Below are 14,150 nucleotides of genomic sequence, written 5' to 3' on the forward strand. Positions count from 1 at the left end.
CGGGCATCGCAAAAAGGCGGATGGAGAAAACTTGATGTTTCGCGCGCTGGCCGGCCTCGCTCTCGCTTTGCTCATTTCTGCCGCGCAAGCGCAGCCGGCGCCGTCCCGGCTCGATGAGATCGTCAAGCGCGGCACGCTGCGCGTCGGCATGACCGGCGACTACCTGCCCTTCACGGCGCTCGACAAGGAGACGAACGCGTTTCGCGGCTTCGACGTCGACATGGCGCAATCGCTCGGCAAGGCGCTCGGCGTCAAGGTCGAGTTCGTGCCGACATCGTGGCCGCAGATGATGAAGGATTTCGAGGCCGACAATTTCGACATCGCGATGGGCGGCGTCTCCATTACCTTCGACCGGCAGAAGAAGGGCCTGTTCTCGACGCCGATCATGCGCGAGGGCAAGACGCCGATCGCGCGCTGCGCCGACAAGGGCAAGTTTGAGACGATCGCCGAGATCGACAAGCCCGGCACCCGTGTCATCGTCAATCCCGGCGGCACCAACGAGCGTTTTGCGCGCGCCAACGTGAAGGCCGCGGACATCCGTGTCTTCAACGACAACACTAAAATCTTCGACGAGATCGCCAAGGGTGACGCCGACCTGATGATGACCGACGCGTCCGAGACGCGCTATCAGCAGAAGCTGCATCCCGGCGTGCTCTGCGCCGTGCATCCCGACAAGCCGTTCGACTTCGCGGAAAAGGCCTACTGGATGCAGCGCGACGTCGCGTTGAAGGCGTTTGTCGACCAGTGGCTCCATATCGCGCACGAAGACGGCAGCTACGCGAAGATCTATGCCGTGTGGTTTGAATAGGCTGCGTCAGGTTCACTGCTCGCCGGCCGCAAATTGATGCGCACGGCCTGAATCCGATCGCAATCCAGTGATTTGAACCTAGGGTGCGAGGGCACGACTCATGTTCTGACCGTGATTTGGGGCACGTTCAGCGAGGCGCCTACTAAATAGCCTCGCGAACGGGATTCCCTGCACTGGAGGTCGAGATGAGAAAGCTTCTGGCGATCGCCACGCTCGTGCTGGCCAGCACGGCGACAGCGCAGGCGCAATACACGTTCGATTACGGCGGCCGCACCATTCGCATCGATCCCGATCGCGGAACGGTTTCGATCCCCGGCGTCTATGACAATACCGGCCGCAGCACCAAGCGCGCCAAGCACAGGGACGCCGAGCAGAAGCACGAGACGGCTCCGAAGGACGCCAAAACGGATTCTCCGTCCATGCCTGTCACGCCACCCGCGGCCGCTGCCTCACCCTCTTCGACTGCCGTTGATCAGGCCGCGGCGCCAGCGTCGCCAGCAACAACGACAGAGCCTGCAAACACGAGCGTTGCGCCACCTCCGGCTACGGTAGCAACCACACCGCCACCACCACCCGCGTCGCCAGCTGTGCAACAAAGCGCCGCGCCAGCGTCGGCAAAGCCGGTCCCAGCGCCGACGGTCGGCGCCGCATCGCCCGCGCCCAAGCCAGCGGCGAACCCCGTACAAGCAGCCAACTCGCCGCTCGGCGTCTGGCTGACCGAAGAGAAGGAAGGCAAGGTCCGCATCGAGCAATGCGGCGCCAATCTCTGCGGCTATTCGGTCGACAAGGCATCGAACGCCAACGGCGAGCAGGTGCTGATCAACATGAAGCCGGGCAAGGACAAATGGAGCGGCCGCATCTTCGATCCCAATAGCGGCAGCACCTACGATTCCACCATCGCCCTGAAGAGCCCCGACACGCTGCGTGTCCAGGGCTGCGCGTTCGGCGGCATGTTCTGTGGCGGCCAGATATGGACGCGGGTGAACTGAGCGACGCGAAATCGCGGTCCGGAATCAAAAAGCCCCGCTCGATCAGCGGGGCTTTTTTTCTTGTGGCTCAGCAACGCCGGCTCAGCCGACCTTGCCGTTGTATTCCTCGTCGGTGACGTGCTCCATCCAGGTCGAATAGACGCCGTCGAGCGCCTCCTGCATGGCGATGTGGGTCATGCTGTTGTCGGGCGAAGCGCCATGCCAATGCTTCTCGTTCGGCGGGATCCAGACGACGTCGCCGGGGCGGATTTCCCGGATCGGCCCGCCCTTGGCCTGCACGCGGCCGATGCCCGAGATCACGTACAGCGTCTGTCCGAGCGGATGGGTGTGCCAGGCGGTGCGCGCACCGGGCTCGAACGACACGCGCGAGGCATTCAGCCGGGCCGGCGCCGGCGCCATGTTGATCGGGTCCTGCAGCACGCTGCCGGTGAAGTTCTCCTTCGGCGCGCGGCGGGTCGGCCGCGAGCCGGAAACGTGGATATCCATGGGGTTACCTCCCTCTCTTGACGTTATTTCTTGGTTGCGGCGTAGCGCGCCTTGGTCTCGGCATTCATCGGATACAGGCCGGGCAGCTGGGCGCCATTGTTCACCTCGTTGACGATCCAGGCTTCCATCCGCTCCTGCTCGGGTCCTTCGGCCAGCACCTGGTCAAGGAACGCCTGCGGGATCAGCACCGCGCCGTCCTGGTCGGCCACCACCACGTCGTTCGGAAACACGGCAACGCCGCCGCAGCCGATCGGTTCGCCCCAGCCGACGAAGGTCAGACCTGCAACCGACGGCGGCGCCGCGTAGCCGTCGCACCAGACCGGCAGGCCGGTGCCGAGCACACCCTCGACGTCACGCACCACGCCATCGGTGATCAGCGCCGTCACCCCGCGCTTGACCATGCGCGCGCAGAGGATGTCGCCGAAAATGCCGGCATCGGCGATGCCCATGGCATCGACCACGGCAATGCAGCCCGCTGGCATCGCCTCGATCGCGGTACGGGTCGAGATCGGCGACGACCAGGATTCCGGCGTCGCCAGATCCTCGCGGGCCGGCACGAAGCGCAGCGTGAAGGCCGGTCCGACCAGCCGCTTCTGCCCAGGCTTCAAGGGCTTGGTGCCGCGCATCCAGATGTTGCGCAGGCCCTTCTTGAGCAGGACCGTGGTGATGGTGGCGGTGGACACGTGCGACAGCGTCGCGATCGCTTCGGCGGACAGTGACATCTGGAAAGCTTGCTCCGATGGGAGGAAAAGACTGACGCATGTTGCCGGGCGAAGGCCCTGCGTCAAGGGCTGCGCGAAAAAGCTGCGATCACCTGAATTTATCGCCAGCACGCCGATTAATTTATTGAAGTTGCTACACCATTTTGCACGAAGCGAATTCCGTTTTGAGTCGAAACACGCTAGCTTGATGGCCGACCCAATCTGCTTGAGCCGATGGCCGAACCTTTAAGTCTTCCCCGCCTTTTGCCGAGTGGCGACAGCGCCATCACGGTGGAATTCAGCCGCACCATCGATGACACCGCTAACCGGCGGGTGCTCGCGCTCGACCGCGTGATCGCAGCCGAGCCGATCGCCGGGATCACCGAGACCGTGCCGACCTACCGGTCGCTGCTGGTGCATTACGATCCCGTGCAGATCACCTTCGATGCGCTCGGCGAGCAGCTGCTTGCGCGCGCCGCCAAGGCACCGCCGACCGAAGGCGGAACGCGGCGCTGGCGGATCCCCATCACCTATGGCGGCGAGCACGGCATCGATCTCGAGGATGTGGCGAAGGCACTTCAGACCACGCCCGATGAGATCGTCGCGCGCCACGCCGCCGGCGACTACCGCGTCGCCATGATTGGCTTCACGCCCGGCTGGTCCTATCTCAGCGGGCTGGACAAGTTCCTGCATATACCCAGGCGCAAGGAGCCCCGGCTCGTGACCCCGGCCGGCACCATCTCGATCGGCGGCATCCAGACCGGCGTACAGTGCCTGGCCGGCCCGAGCGGCTGGCACCTGCTCGGCCGCACTCCGGTGCGAACCTACCAATTGCATCGCGATCCGACCTTCCTGCTGGAGCCGGGCGATGCCGTCAGCTTCACGGCAGTGGATGCCAAGACCTTTGCCGAACAGGACCGCGCCGCCGAGGCCGGTGAGTTCATCGCAGAACTGGTGGCACCATGAGCAAGCTCGTCGTCACCTCGATCGGCCCGGCCAGCTCGGTACAGGACGGCGGCCGCCCGGGCTCGCAGCGCTACGGCCTGACGCCGAGCGGCGCGATGGATAGGCTTTCGCTGGCGGCCGCCAATACGCTGGTCGGCAATGAACCGTTCGCCGCTGCGGTCGAGATCGGCCCGTTCGGCGCCACCTTCACCGCACGCGGCGGCGCCGTGCGCGTCGGGCTCGCCGGCGCATCGCGCAATGCGGAGATCGGTGGCCGGCCGATCGCCTTCGACAGTTCGGCAACGCTCGCCGACGGTGAGACGCTCAATCTCGGTTTTGCGCGCGGCGGCTCGTTCAGCTATCTCGCGATCGAGCACGGCATCGAGGGCGAGCCGATGTTCGGCAGCCTCGCCGTCAACGCCCGGGCCGGGCTCGGCAGCCCCTACCCGCGGCCGCTGCAAAGCGGCGACGAGTTGAAGACGAAAGCTGCGAGCGGCGCCGCCGAGCGCCGCATCGAATTGCCGGCCGCCACCGATGCGCCGATCCGCATCGTGTTCGGCCCGCAGGGCGACGAGTTCACCGTGGAAAACAAGCAGCTGTTCCTCGACAGCGAGTGGAAAATCTCGGCCACCAGCGACCGCATGGGCTACCGGCTCGAAGGGGCCGTCATCAAGCACCGCGACGGCCACAACATCGTCTCCGACGGCACCGTCAACGGCAGCATCCAGGTGCCTGGCAACGGCCAGCCGATCGTGCTTATGCCGGACCGCGGCACCAGCGGTGGTTATCCAAAGATCGCGACCGTGATCACGGCCGATCTTGGCCGCTTCGCGCAGACCTCGGCCGGCCGGCCGTTCCGCTTCAAGGCCGTAACCATGGCGGAAGCGCAGGCCGAGGCGATCAAGTTCCACGCGCTGCTGCATTCCCTGCCCGATCGCCTCCGCGGCATCGACGATTTCGGTCTCAACATCGAGGCGCTGCGGGATGCGAATGTCGCGGGTCAGGCCGTCAGCGCCGTCGATGTGTCGACCTGGCAAGTTGCGCTACCCTGAATCAAATACGAACAACGAACGGATCGATCGTCATGACTGCAACCATCGACCTCAATTGCGATCTCGGCGAAAGTTTCGGCCCCTGGGAAATGGGCAATGATGCCGCGATGATCGAGCTTGCGACCTCGGTCAACGTCGCCTGTGGCTTCCACGCCGGCGACGCCGACATCATGCGCAAGACCGTCGAGCTCGCGAAGGCGCGCGGCGTCAGCGTCGGTGCCCATCCCGGCTATCGCGACCTGCATGGCTTTGGCCGCCGCCCGATGCCGGGGCTGACATCGTCCGAGATCGAGAACCTGATCGCCTATCAGATCGGTGCGCTGCAGGCGATCGCAACCGCGGCCGGTCACAAGGTCACGCATGTGAAGGCACATGGCGCGATTTCCAACGTCGCCTGCGAGGACGACATGACCGCACGGGCGATCGCCAATGCGATCAAGGCGGTCGACCGCAATCTCATCTTCGTGGTGCTCGCCAACTCGAAGCTGGTGCGCGCGGGCGAAGCCGCCAATCTGCGGATGGCGCGCGAAGTGTTTGCCGACCGCGCCTATGAGGACGATGGCAATCTGGTGTCGCGCAAGAAGCCCGGCGCGGTGCTGCACGATCCCAAGGCGATCGCCGAGCGCGTGGTGCGGATGGTGCAGGATGGCGCGGTCGTCTCGGTCACCGGCAAGGTGATCAAGATGCAGACCGATACCGTCTGCATCCATGGCGACACGCATGGCGCCGTCGAGATTGCGCGCGGCCTGCGCGAGGCGTTGAGCAAGGCCGGCATCACGGTTGCGCCGTTCAAGACCGCGCACTGAGCCGCCAACGCATCGATTGAAAAGGGCCGGCCGTCGCGCCGACCCTTTTAGATTCCGTTAAGAGTCTTCTTAAACCCAAACTTGCCGGTTTGATTGCTAGGTGCAGCTTCCGAGCCTTTGATTGTCCTCTCAGGAAATTGGGTACGAAAGCATGTTCCGCACCAGCCTCTCCCTCGCAATTGCGGCGGTTGCCACGGCCGCCTTCACCAGCGCAGCCTCCGCCGGCTGCTACAGCTGCTATGCGCCGCCGCCCCAGCCCTGCACGACCTGCTATCAGGTGCAGACCGTGCCGCCGCAGTATCGCACCGTGCAGGAGACCGTGATGGTGTCGCCGGGCCGCGTCATCGCGCATCGCACGCCGGCGCAGTATCGTACCGTGATGGTGCCGAAGACCGTGATGGTCGCGCCCGAAGGCGTCGCCTATGAGCGCATCGCGCCGCAATACGCCACCCAGGAACGCACCCAGATGGTCTCGCCGGGCTATTCCTACTACGCGCCGGTCCAGCCGACCTGCAACACTTGCGGCGGTGGATATGGCTACGGCTACGGATATGGACCGGGCTACGGCTACTGAGCCGTCAGCATCCAGACAACACAAAGCCGCCGCCTGGGGACATCAGACGGCGGCTTTTGAATTTTCAGAAGGGCTCAGAACGGGTGGACGGACAGCGTGCCGAACACGATGGCCGCGATCACGGCGAACGCGCTGTAGAGCGCCGCAGTGTGAATTCCGGTCTCCGACTTCCTCGAAACTTGTCGCGCGTAATGATGCAGGCGGGCTTCCGCCGATAGCTCGCGCATGGTCGATCTCCAACGCCCCATTGTCGGGCATATGGAATAGCGTTCGCGCCCGGATGCAAGCGGGTGGCAAAAATAGCGATGCCGCCGCCTTCGGGAACACGGTTCCGAGAGGATTATTCTGCCTCGCGAGTTCGCCCGAGAATCTTATTCGTCGCAAATTCGAGGCGTCGGGAACCCACGCCAGCCCGCAATAACCGAAAATTTCGAAAACAACCCCATGCAAAGGCCGGAGGTGGTGGCCGCTGCGGCGCTCAGGGCTTCCAGCGCCCGATCTTGAACGCCGACAGGTGGCCCGGAACGTCGCTCGGATCGAACGGCGGGCCGGCGAACGCACCGATGGCGTTGGAGGTGCCAGCCGGGCGCCCGGCTGCGGCGTCGTAGAGGTCCGGCCTGAACACCGCCATGGCAGCCTCCAGTGCCTCCGGCCGGTACGGCGTCTGGCCCCAGCGAACCATCTGCGCGTAGAGCCAGGCCGCCTGCCCCGGATCCGGCCGCGCCGCCGCCTCGCGCCCGACCAGCAAATAGCGACTGCTTTCGCGCATGGTGCCGTCGGGCGAGATCTTCAGCCGGCCGTCGAGCGTGCGCTGGATGACGCCGGCGTCGACGCCGAGCCGCTCGGGTGAGCTGAGGATGCGAGCGACCTCGGGCCGGTTTTCCGGCTGCTCGATGAACTCCGCGGCGCGCAGATGCGCGCGCACCAGCGCGGCCACGACGTCGGCGTTCTTCTCCGACCAGCTCTGGCGCACCGCCAGCACCTTCTCCACCGCGCTGAGCAGGATGTCCGAGACGAAATGCAGGATGTGGCCGACGCCGAGATCGACCGCGATCGAATTCCAGGGCGCGCCGACGCAGAACGCGTCGACCTGGCCGTTGGCGAGACTGTCGACCATGTAGGGCGGCGGCAGCACCACGAGCTGGACGTCCTCGTCGGGATCGACGCCGCCGGCGGCCATCCAGAACCGCAATTGATAATTGTGGGTCGAGAACGGGAAGGTCATGCCGAACGTCAACGGCTCGGCCCCGCTCTTGCGCCGCTTGGCCACGACGCGGGCAAGCGCGCGCGAGGTCGCCATCGGATCGAAGCGGTCGCCGTCGATCTCTTCCATCAGCGCGGCGTGCAGCGCCGGCGATACCGTGATGGCGTTGCCGTTGAGCCCGAGATTGAAGGGCGCTGCGATCGGCACCTTGACGTGGCCGAGCCCGAGGTGTGATGCGATCGCCACCGGCGCCAGCAGATGAGCCGCGTCGAACAGGCCGATATTGAGCTTGTCGCGGACGTTCGACCACGACACTTCTCGTACCAGCGTAACATCGAGGCCTTCCGTCGCCGCAAACCCCTTGTCGACCGCGACGATCAGGGCGGCAGCGTCAACCAGCGGAATGAACCCGATGTGCAGGGGTGTGGTCATTTCAAGAGCTCCGACGCCGTCAGGATCGATTGCGCGATCTCGCCGATCTTCTTCTTCTCGCGCATCGCGGTCGAGCGCATCAGCACGTAGGCCTCTTCCTCGGTCAGCCCCTTCACCTTCATGAGAATGCCCTTGGCGCGGTCGATCACCTTGCGCTCCTCCAGCGCATGCTTGGTGCGGTCGAGTTCGTCCTGCAGCTTGGCGAAGGCATTGAAGCGGGAGACGCAGAGATCGAGGATCGGCTTCATCCGCTCCTTCTTGAGGCCGTCGACGATATAGGCGGAGACGCCGGCCTCCACCGAGGCCTGGATCGAGGCGGCGTCGCTCTGGTCGACGAACATCGCGATCGGCCGGCGGACGGCACGGCTGACCTGGAACATTTGTTCCAGCACGTCGCGGCTCGGGTTCTCGAGGTCGATGACGATGATCTCGGGATCGAGCGCATAGATCCGCGACAGCAGGCTCTGCATCTCGCTGATATGGACCACGTCCGTATAGCCGGCCTCCCGCAGTCCCTCCTCGAGGATGGCCGCACGGATCGGGCTCTCGTCGACTATGACGATCTTGGGAGACGATTCAGCGCTCATCGACCACTCTTAAAGCCCGGCAAGAACCATCCATATCACGCCGGGGCGGTGCGGAAAGGGTTGTAATTCTCGGCAATTGGGACTAGCTCCTGCCCATCAATCAGGCAGATTCAGAGATATGCAAGAGGCCGCCACGCCGAAAGTGAGCTTTGTGTCCTTGGGGTGCCCCAAGGCGCTGGTCGATTCCGAGCGCATCATCACCCGGCTGCGCGCGGAAGGCTATGAGCTGGCGCGCAAGCATGATGGCGCCGACATCGTCATCGTCAACACATGCGGCTTCCTCGACAGCGCCAAGCAGGAATCGCTGGCGGCGATCGGCGAGGCCATGGCCGAGAACGGCAAGGTCATCGTCACCGGCTGCATGGGCGCCGAGCCCGAGCAGATCGAGGCCGCCTACCCCGGCGTGCTCTCGATCACGGGACCGCAGCAATATGAAAGCGTGCTGGACGCCGTGCACCGCGCGCTGCCGCCGGCGCACAACCCGCACATCGACCTGGTGCCGCCGCAGGGCGTCAAGCTGACGCCCCGGCACTACGCGTACTTGAAGATTTCCGAAGGCTGCAACAACCGCTGCAGCTTCTGCATCATTCCGAAGCTGCGCGGCGATCTGGTGTCGCGGCCGGCCAACGATGTGCTGCGCGAGGCCGAGAGACTGGTGAAGGCCGGTGTCAAGGAATTGCTTGTGATCTCGCAGGACACCTCGGCCTATGGCGTCGACCTGAAATACGCCGCGAGCCCGTGGCAGGATCGCAGCGTGCGCGCAAAATTCTTCGATCTCGCCAGGGAGCTCGGCGAGCTCGGCGCCTGGGTGCGGCTGCAATATGTCTACCCCTACCCGCATGTCGACGAGGTGATCGGCCTGATGACCGAGGGCAAGGTGCTGCCCTATCTCGACATCCCATTCCAGCATGCGAGCCCCGACGTGCTGCGTGCGATGAAGCGCCCGGCGGCCCAGGAGAAGACGCTGGCGCGGATCCAGAAGTGGCGCGAGCAGTGCCCCGAGCTGACGCTGCGCTCGACCTTCATCGTCGGCTTCCCCGGCGAGACCGATTCCGATTTCGCCTACCTGCTCGACTGGCTCGATGAAGCCGGGATCGATCGCCTCGGCTGCTTCAAATACGAGCCGGTCGCCGGCGCCTCCTCGAATGCGATCGGCAACGCGGTGCCCGACGAGGTCAAGCAGGAGCGCTGGAATGCGCTGATGGCGCGGCAGCAGAAGATTTCGACACGGCGCCTCAAGCGCAAGGTCGGCACCCGCCAGCAGGTGATCATCGACGAGGTCGGCCCGACGGTCGCGAAAGGTCGGTCGAAGGCCGACGCGCCCGAGATCGACGGCGCCGTCTACCTCACCAGCCGCCGCCCGCTCAAGGTCGGCGAGATCGTCACCGCCAATATCGAGCGTGCCGACCAATACGACCTGCACGGCAGCGTCGCGGGATTCTGACACGCTTGACACCACCGGCCCTTCGGCTGTATGGCCCTGCGCCATGAAGCTGAACCGGACCCACCGCCGCGCCATCAACCGTCGTCGCACCCGCGACGATGCTGGGCTGCGCCGTGTCCGACGCCACCGCTGATTAGCTAGATCAGCCAAGGTTTTCGAGAAGGCCGCGCCCGCAAAGCGCGGCCTTCTCGCTTTTTCGGCCTGCCCTTTCCCACACCGACCCCAGAGGAGATCGACATGACCAACGCACCCCATCCGTTCGATGCGCTGATGGACATCACCGCTCGCCCCGAGGTCGTCTTCGTGCGCGGCGCAGGCTCGTATTTGTGGGACTCCAACCGCAACCGCTATCTCGATTTCGTGCAGGGTTGGGCCGTGAATCCGCTCGGCCACTCGCCGGTCATCGTTGCCGATGCACTGGCCGCGCAGGCCAGGCGGCTATTGACGCCGAGCCCGGCATTCTACAACGAGCAGAGCCTGAAGCTGGCGAAGATGCTGGTCGATAAGAGTTGCTTCGATCAGGTGTTCTTCGCCAATTCCGGCGCCGAAGCCAACGAGGGCGCGATCAAGCTCGCACGGAAATTCGGCGCCAAGTACAAGAACGGCGCGCACGAGATCATCACCTTCGAAGGTGGCTTCCACGGCCGGACGCTCGCGACCATGTCGGCCTCGGGCAAGAAGGCGTTCGAGCCGCTGTTCGAGCCGAAAGTCTCGGGCTTCCGGAAAGCGCGGCTGAACGACATCGAGTCGGTACGCCAGCTGATCACGTCGTCGACGGTCGCGGTCATGCTGGAGCCGATCCAGGGCGAAGCCGGCGTGTGGCCGGCGACCGACGCGTTCCTCAGAGAGTTGCGGGCGCTGACCCAGCAGCGCGGCCTGCTCTTGATCGTCGACGAGATCCAGACCGGCATGGGCCGGACCGGAAAGCTGTTCGGTTACGAACATGCGGGCATCGAGCCCGACATCATGACGCTCGGCAAGGGCATCGGCGGCGGCGTGCCGCTCGCGGCGCTGCTTGCGACCGAACATGCCTCCTGCTTCGATCACGGCGATCAGGGCGGCACCTTCAACGGCAACCCCCTGATGTGCGCCGCGGGGCTTGTCGTGCTCGATCAGATCGGCCGGCCCGATTTCCTGAAATCGGTCACCGACGCCGGGCTGTTGCTCGAGCGCGAATTGCAGCGGCTGTCGGCGCGGCACGGGCTCGGCGAGATCAGAGGCCGCGGCCTGCTGCTCGCGCTCGATCTCAAGATGCCGATCGGCGCGGCCGTCGTCGCCGAGGCGTTCGCGGCCGGCGTGCTGGTCAACTCGCCGCAACCGGACACGCTGCGCTTCATGCCGGCACTCAACGTGACGCGTGAGGAGATTTCCGCGGTCATCGATTGCCTCGATACCGTGCTGACGAAAGTCGGCGCGGCGCGGCGGGTGGCGTGATGGCGACTGCAAACGTCATTACGAGCCACCCGGCCGGCGCGAAGCGCCGCCGGATTAACAGGCTCCGCGAAGCAATCCACCTTTCTCCTCGAGAATGGATTGCTTCGTCGCTTCAGCGCAAAAATTGCTTTGCAATTTTGTCGCGAGCTCCTCGCAATGACGGCGAGACTACGGCCGCAAAATCGCCGCGCCCGTGGTCGCCCGACTCTCCAGATCGATATGCGCCTTGGCGACGTCCTTGAGCGCATAGGCGTGGTTGATCGGCACGTGCAGCTTGCCGTTGATCACGGCGGCAAACAGCGTGTCTGCGCCTTCGAGCAATTCCTTGCGGGTGCCGACATAGTCGTTGAGCTTCGGCCGCGTCGCGAACAGCGAACCGTGGTTGTTGAGCTCGGCGAGCGGGAACGGCGGCACCGGACCTGAGGCGTTGCCGAACGAGACGAACAGGCCGCGTGGCCGCAGGCACGACAGCGACCCCGGAAACGTGGTCTTGCCGACGCCGTCATAGACGACGTCGCAGAGCTCGCCGCGGCTGATCTGCTTGACGCGTTCGACGAAGTTCTCCTCGTTGTAGAGGATGACGTGGTCGCAACCATTGGCGAGCGCGATATCGGCCTTCGCCTTCGAGCCGACGGTGCCGATGACATGCGCGCCGAGCGCATGCGCCCACTGGCAGGCCAGCAGCCCAATGCCGCCGGCTGCGGCGTGGATCAGCACCCGATGGCCCTGCTCGACCTTGAAGGTCTTGTGCAGGAGGTACCAGACCGTGAGCCCCTTGAGCATCAGCACGGCGCCCTGTTCATAGGTGATATGGTCGGGCAGTTTGACCAGCTTGTCGGCCGGGATGACGCGCTCGGAGGCGTAACCGCCGAGGTTGTAGTAGTAGGCGACGCGATCGCCGGGGTGGAAATTGGTCACCCCCGGACCGACGGCCACGACTTCGCCCGCGGCCTCGTTGCCGGCGATGAACGGCAGGCCGGGCGCCTTGTAGAGGCCGGTGCGGAAATAGACGTCGATGAAGTTCAGCCCGACCGCATGCTGGCGGATGCGGACCTCGCCGGTCCCCGGCGCCCCCACCTCGACATCCTCATAGGTCAGGACCTCAGGGCCCCCCACCTTGTGCACCCGCACAGCCTTGGTCATGTCGTCGCTCCCTCAGATCTCAGCGTCAAACGAGCGAATGCCATCGGCGCCGGCTTGTCAACCAAGCGGCCTGGAACCGGGGCTAGCGCGCCGGCTTCTTGCGGTTGCGCCTGGCGAGCACGTTGAACATCTCGACTGCCGCCGAGAATGCGATCGCGAAATAGATGTAGCCGCGCGGAATGTGGAATTTGAATCCGTCGGCCACCAGCGCCACGCCGATCAGCACCAGGAACGCCAGCGCCAGCATCTTGGTGGTCGGATGCTCCGCGACAAACCGCGCCACCGGTCCCGACGAGATGTACATGATCGCGCAGGCGATCACGACCGCCGCGATCATGATCTCGATGTCTTGCGCCATGCCGATCGCGGTGATGATCGAATCCAGCGAGAACACCAGGTCGATGATGATGATCTGCACGATCACCCAGAAGAACGCGTTGGGGCTCGGCGTGCCATTCTCCTCGGCGTCACGCGCCTCGACCTCGCCGTGGATCTCGTGGGTCGCTTTCGCGATCAGGAACAGGCCGCCGCCGATCAGGATGATGTCGCGCCACGACAGCGCTACACTCTCGATGGTGATCACAGGCTGCGTCAGCCCGATCAGCCAGACCAGGACGCTGAGCAGGATGATGCGGAACACCAGCGCCAGCAGCAGGCCGATCTGCCGCGCGCGGTTGGCCTGCGGCTGCGGAATCCGCGAGACGAGCACCGACAGGAAGATGACGTTGTCGATGCCGAGCACGATCTCGAGCGCAGTCAGGGTCAGCAGCGCCGCCCAGGCTTCCGGGCTGGTGATCAATTGCATCATGCTCTGAAGGCTTTCATCCGGCGGATCAGGGTATCGCTGCCGACGATGTAGACGGCGATGGCGCAGAGACCGAAGGTGATCGGGGCTCCGACCATGAAATCGTTGGCGAGCGTGTACATGCCGAGCAGCGCCCAGACGCCAAGCAGCCACAGCGTGAGCCAGCGCAGCCGCACGACGCGGAACGGGTGCAGCACATGGAACGGCGCAAAGGTCAGCACGATCAGGAGCGCGACCACGATCGTCGAGAGCACCGGCGGCAAATGCAGCAGGAACAGATAGAACGCCGCCGCATTCCACAGCGCCGGGAAGCCGCGGAAGTGATTGTCGTCGGCCTTCATGCGGCGGTCGGCGAAATACAGCGCACTGGAAACCACGATGCCGATGCCGAGGATAGGCGCGGCCAGCGGCAGCAGCATGCCGCTCGCGGTGATCGCATAGGCCGGCACGAACACATAGGTGACGAAATCAACCACCAGGTCGAGCACCTCGCCCGACCAGTTCGGCTGCAGCCGCATCACATCGAGCCGGCGCGCCAGCGGGCCGTCGATCCCGTCGATGATCAGTGCGACCCCGAGCCACGCGAACATGTTGGCCCAGTGCTCGCGCACCGCCTCCAGCATCGCCAGCAGTGCAATCCCGGCGCCGAGCGCCGTGAAGATATGAACGGAGAATGCGGCGGTCCGCATCCGTTCTGGCAACGCATCCGGCTGGCTCGAGTGCTCCATCGGCCGAAGTGC

At 64.9% G+C, this 14,150-nt stretch carries 16 protein-coding genes; 8 read left to right on the forward strand and 8 right to left on the reverse strand.

Annotation, left to right across the window (positions count from 1 at the left end):
* The first annotated feature begins 34 nt into the window (after window positions 1-34).
* Together HU230_RS13080 and HU230_RS13085 are read left to right on the forward strand one after the other, a co-directional pair.
* A complete protein-coding gene (locus tag HU230_RS13080) occupies window positions 35-808 on the forward strand; it encodes a transporter substrate-binding domain-containing protein (RefSeq protein ID WP_420840863.1) in 774 nt (257 codons plus the stop codon).
* A gap of 185 nt (window positions 809-993) precedes the next feature.
* Entirely contained in the window at window positions 994-1,797 is an 804-nt protein-coding gene (locus HU230_RS13085) for a DUF2147 domain-containing protein (protein ID WP_176531307.1), read from the forward strand.
* Between the two features lie 81 nt (window positions 1,798-1,878).
* On the opposite strand, the gene HU230_RS13090 is transcribed toward HU230_RS13085, so the two are convergent.
* Entirely contained in the window at window positions 1,879-2,283 is a 405-nt protein-coding gene (locus tag HU230_RS13090) for a (R)-mandelonitrile lyase (protein WP_146985948.1), read from the reverse strand.
* Between the two features lie 23 nt (window positions 2,284-2,306).
* Window positions 2,307-3,005 (reverse strand): ribonuclease activity regulator RraA, encoded by a 699-nt coding sequence (locus HU230_RS13095; RefSeq protein ID WP_176531306.1) that lies wholly within the window; start codon window positions 3,003-3,005, stop codon window positions 2,307-2,309.
* 213 nt (window positions 3,006-3,218) lie between these two features.
* Between HU230_RS13095 and pxpB the strand changes: the two genes are divergently transcribed.
* The 4 genes from pxpB to HU230_RS13115 all read left to right on the forward strand — a co-directional run bounded on the left by pxpB (window position 3,219) and on the right by HU230_RS13115 (window position 6,361).
* Window positions 3,219-3,950 carry a 5-oxoprolinase subunit PxpB gene (gene pxpB, locus HU230_RS13100; RefSeq protein ID WP_176531305.1) on the forward strand — a complete coding sequence of 244 codons (732 nt, stop codon included), beginning with the start codon at window positions 3,219-3,221 and terminating at the stop codon, window positions 3,948-3,950.
* The gene (locus HU230_RS13105) at window positions 3,947-4,981 is read left to right on the forward strand and encodes a 5-oxoprolinase subunit C family protein (RefSeq protein WP_176531304.1); all 1,035 of its coding nucleotides are present in this window, start codon (window positions 3,947-3,949) and stop codon (window positions 4,979-4,981) included. Before pxpB ends, HU230_RS13105 begins: the two co-directional genes overlap by 4 nt.
* Before the next feature lie 32 nt (window positions 4,982-5,013).
* Window positions 5,014-5,787: a LamB/YcsF family protein gene (locus HU230_RS13110; RefSeq protein ID WP_176531303.1), complete on the forward strand. Its 774-nt coding sequence runs from the start codon at window positions 5,014-5,016 to the stop codon at window positions 5,785-5,787.
* 151 nt (window positions 5,788-5,938) lie between these two features.
* Complete coding sequence (locus HU230_RS13115) at window positions 5,939-6,361, forward strand: hypothetical protein (RefSeq protein WP_176531302.1); 423 nt, start codon at window positions 5,939-5,941, stop codon at window positions 6,359-6,361.
* Between the two features lie 74 nt (window positions 6,362-6,435).
* On the opposite strand, the gene HU230_RS13120 is transcribed toward HU230_RS13115, so the two are convergent.
* The 3 genes from HU230_RS13120 to HU230_RS13130 form a co-directional block, all read right to left on the reverse strand.
* The gene (locus HU230_RS13120) at window positions 6,436-6,588 is read right to left on the reverse strand and encodes a hypothetical protein (protein ID WP_176531301.1); all 153 of its coding nucleotides are present in this window, start codon (window positions 6,586-6,588) and stop codon (window positions 6,436-6,438) included.
* A 251-nt stretch (window positions 6,589-6,839) separates the two neighbouring features.
* Window positions 6,840-7,997, reverse strand: a complete 1,158-nt coding sequence (locus tag HU230_RS13125) for a CmpA/NrtA family ABC transporter substrate-binding protein (RefSeq protein ID WP_176531300.1) — start codon at window positions 7,995-7,997, stop codon at window positions 6,840-6,842.
* On the reverse strand, window positions 7,994-8,584 hold the full coding sequence (locus HU230_RS13130; RefSeq protein ID WP_028332037.1) for an ANTAR domain-containing response regulator: 591 nt from the start codon (window positions 8,582-8,584) through the stop codon (window positions 7,994-7,996). Before HU230_RS13130 ends, HU230_RS13125 begins: the two co-directional genes overlap by 4 nt.
* Before the next feature lie 118 nt (window positions 8,585-8,702).
* On the opposite strand from HU230_RS13130, the gene rimO reads away from it, so the two are divergent.
* Window positions 8,703-10,028, forward strand: coding sequence for a 30S ribosomal protein S12 methylthiotransferase RimO (gene rimO / locus HU230_RS13135; protein ID WP_176531299.1), 1,326 nt, complete (start codon window positions 8,703-8,705; stop codon window positions 10,026-10,028).
* Between the two features lie 237 nt (window positions 10,029-10,265).
* Window positions 10,266-11,462, forward strand: a complete 1,197-nt coding sequence (locus HU230_RS13140) for an acetylornithine transaminase (RefSeq protein WP_176531298.1) — start codon at window positions 10,266-10,268, stop codon at window positions 11,460-11,462.
* 168 nt (window positions 11,463-11,630) lie between these two features.
* Here HU230_RS13140 and HU230_RS13145 read toward each other — a convergent pair whose 3' ends face one another.
* The 3 genes from HU230_RS13145 to pcsA form a co-directional block, all read right to left on the reverse strand.
* Window positions 11,631-12,605 carry a quinone oxidoreductase family protein gene (locus HU230_RS13145; RefSeq protein ID WP_092114426.1) on the reverse strand — a complete coding sequence of 325 codons (975 nt, stop codon included), beginning with the start codon at window positions 12,603-12,605 and terminating at the stop codon, window positions 11,631-11,633.
* A gap of 82 nt (window positions 12,606-12,687) precedes the next feature.
* Complete coding sequence (locus HU230_RS13150) at window positions 12,688-13,413, reverse strand: TerC family protein (protein ID WP_176531297.1); 726 nt, start codon at window positions 13,411-13,413, stop codon at window positions 12,688-12,690.
* Window positions 13,410-14,138: a phosphatidylcholine synthase gene (gene pcsA, locus HU230_RS13155; RefSeq protein ID WP_176531296.1), complete on the reverse strand. Its 729-nt coding sequence runs from the start codon at window positions 14,136-14,138 to the stop codon at window positions 13,410-13,412. Before pcsA ends, HU230_RS13150 begins: the two co-directional genes overlap by 4 nt.
* Between the last annotated feature and the right edge of the window lie 12 nt (window positions 14,139-14,150).

This window comes from Bradyrhizobium quebecense (assembly GCF_013373795.3).
GTDB lineage: Bacteria > Pseudomonadota > Alphaproteobacteria > Rhizobiales > Xanthobacteraceae > Bradyrhizobium > Bradyrhizobium quebecense.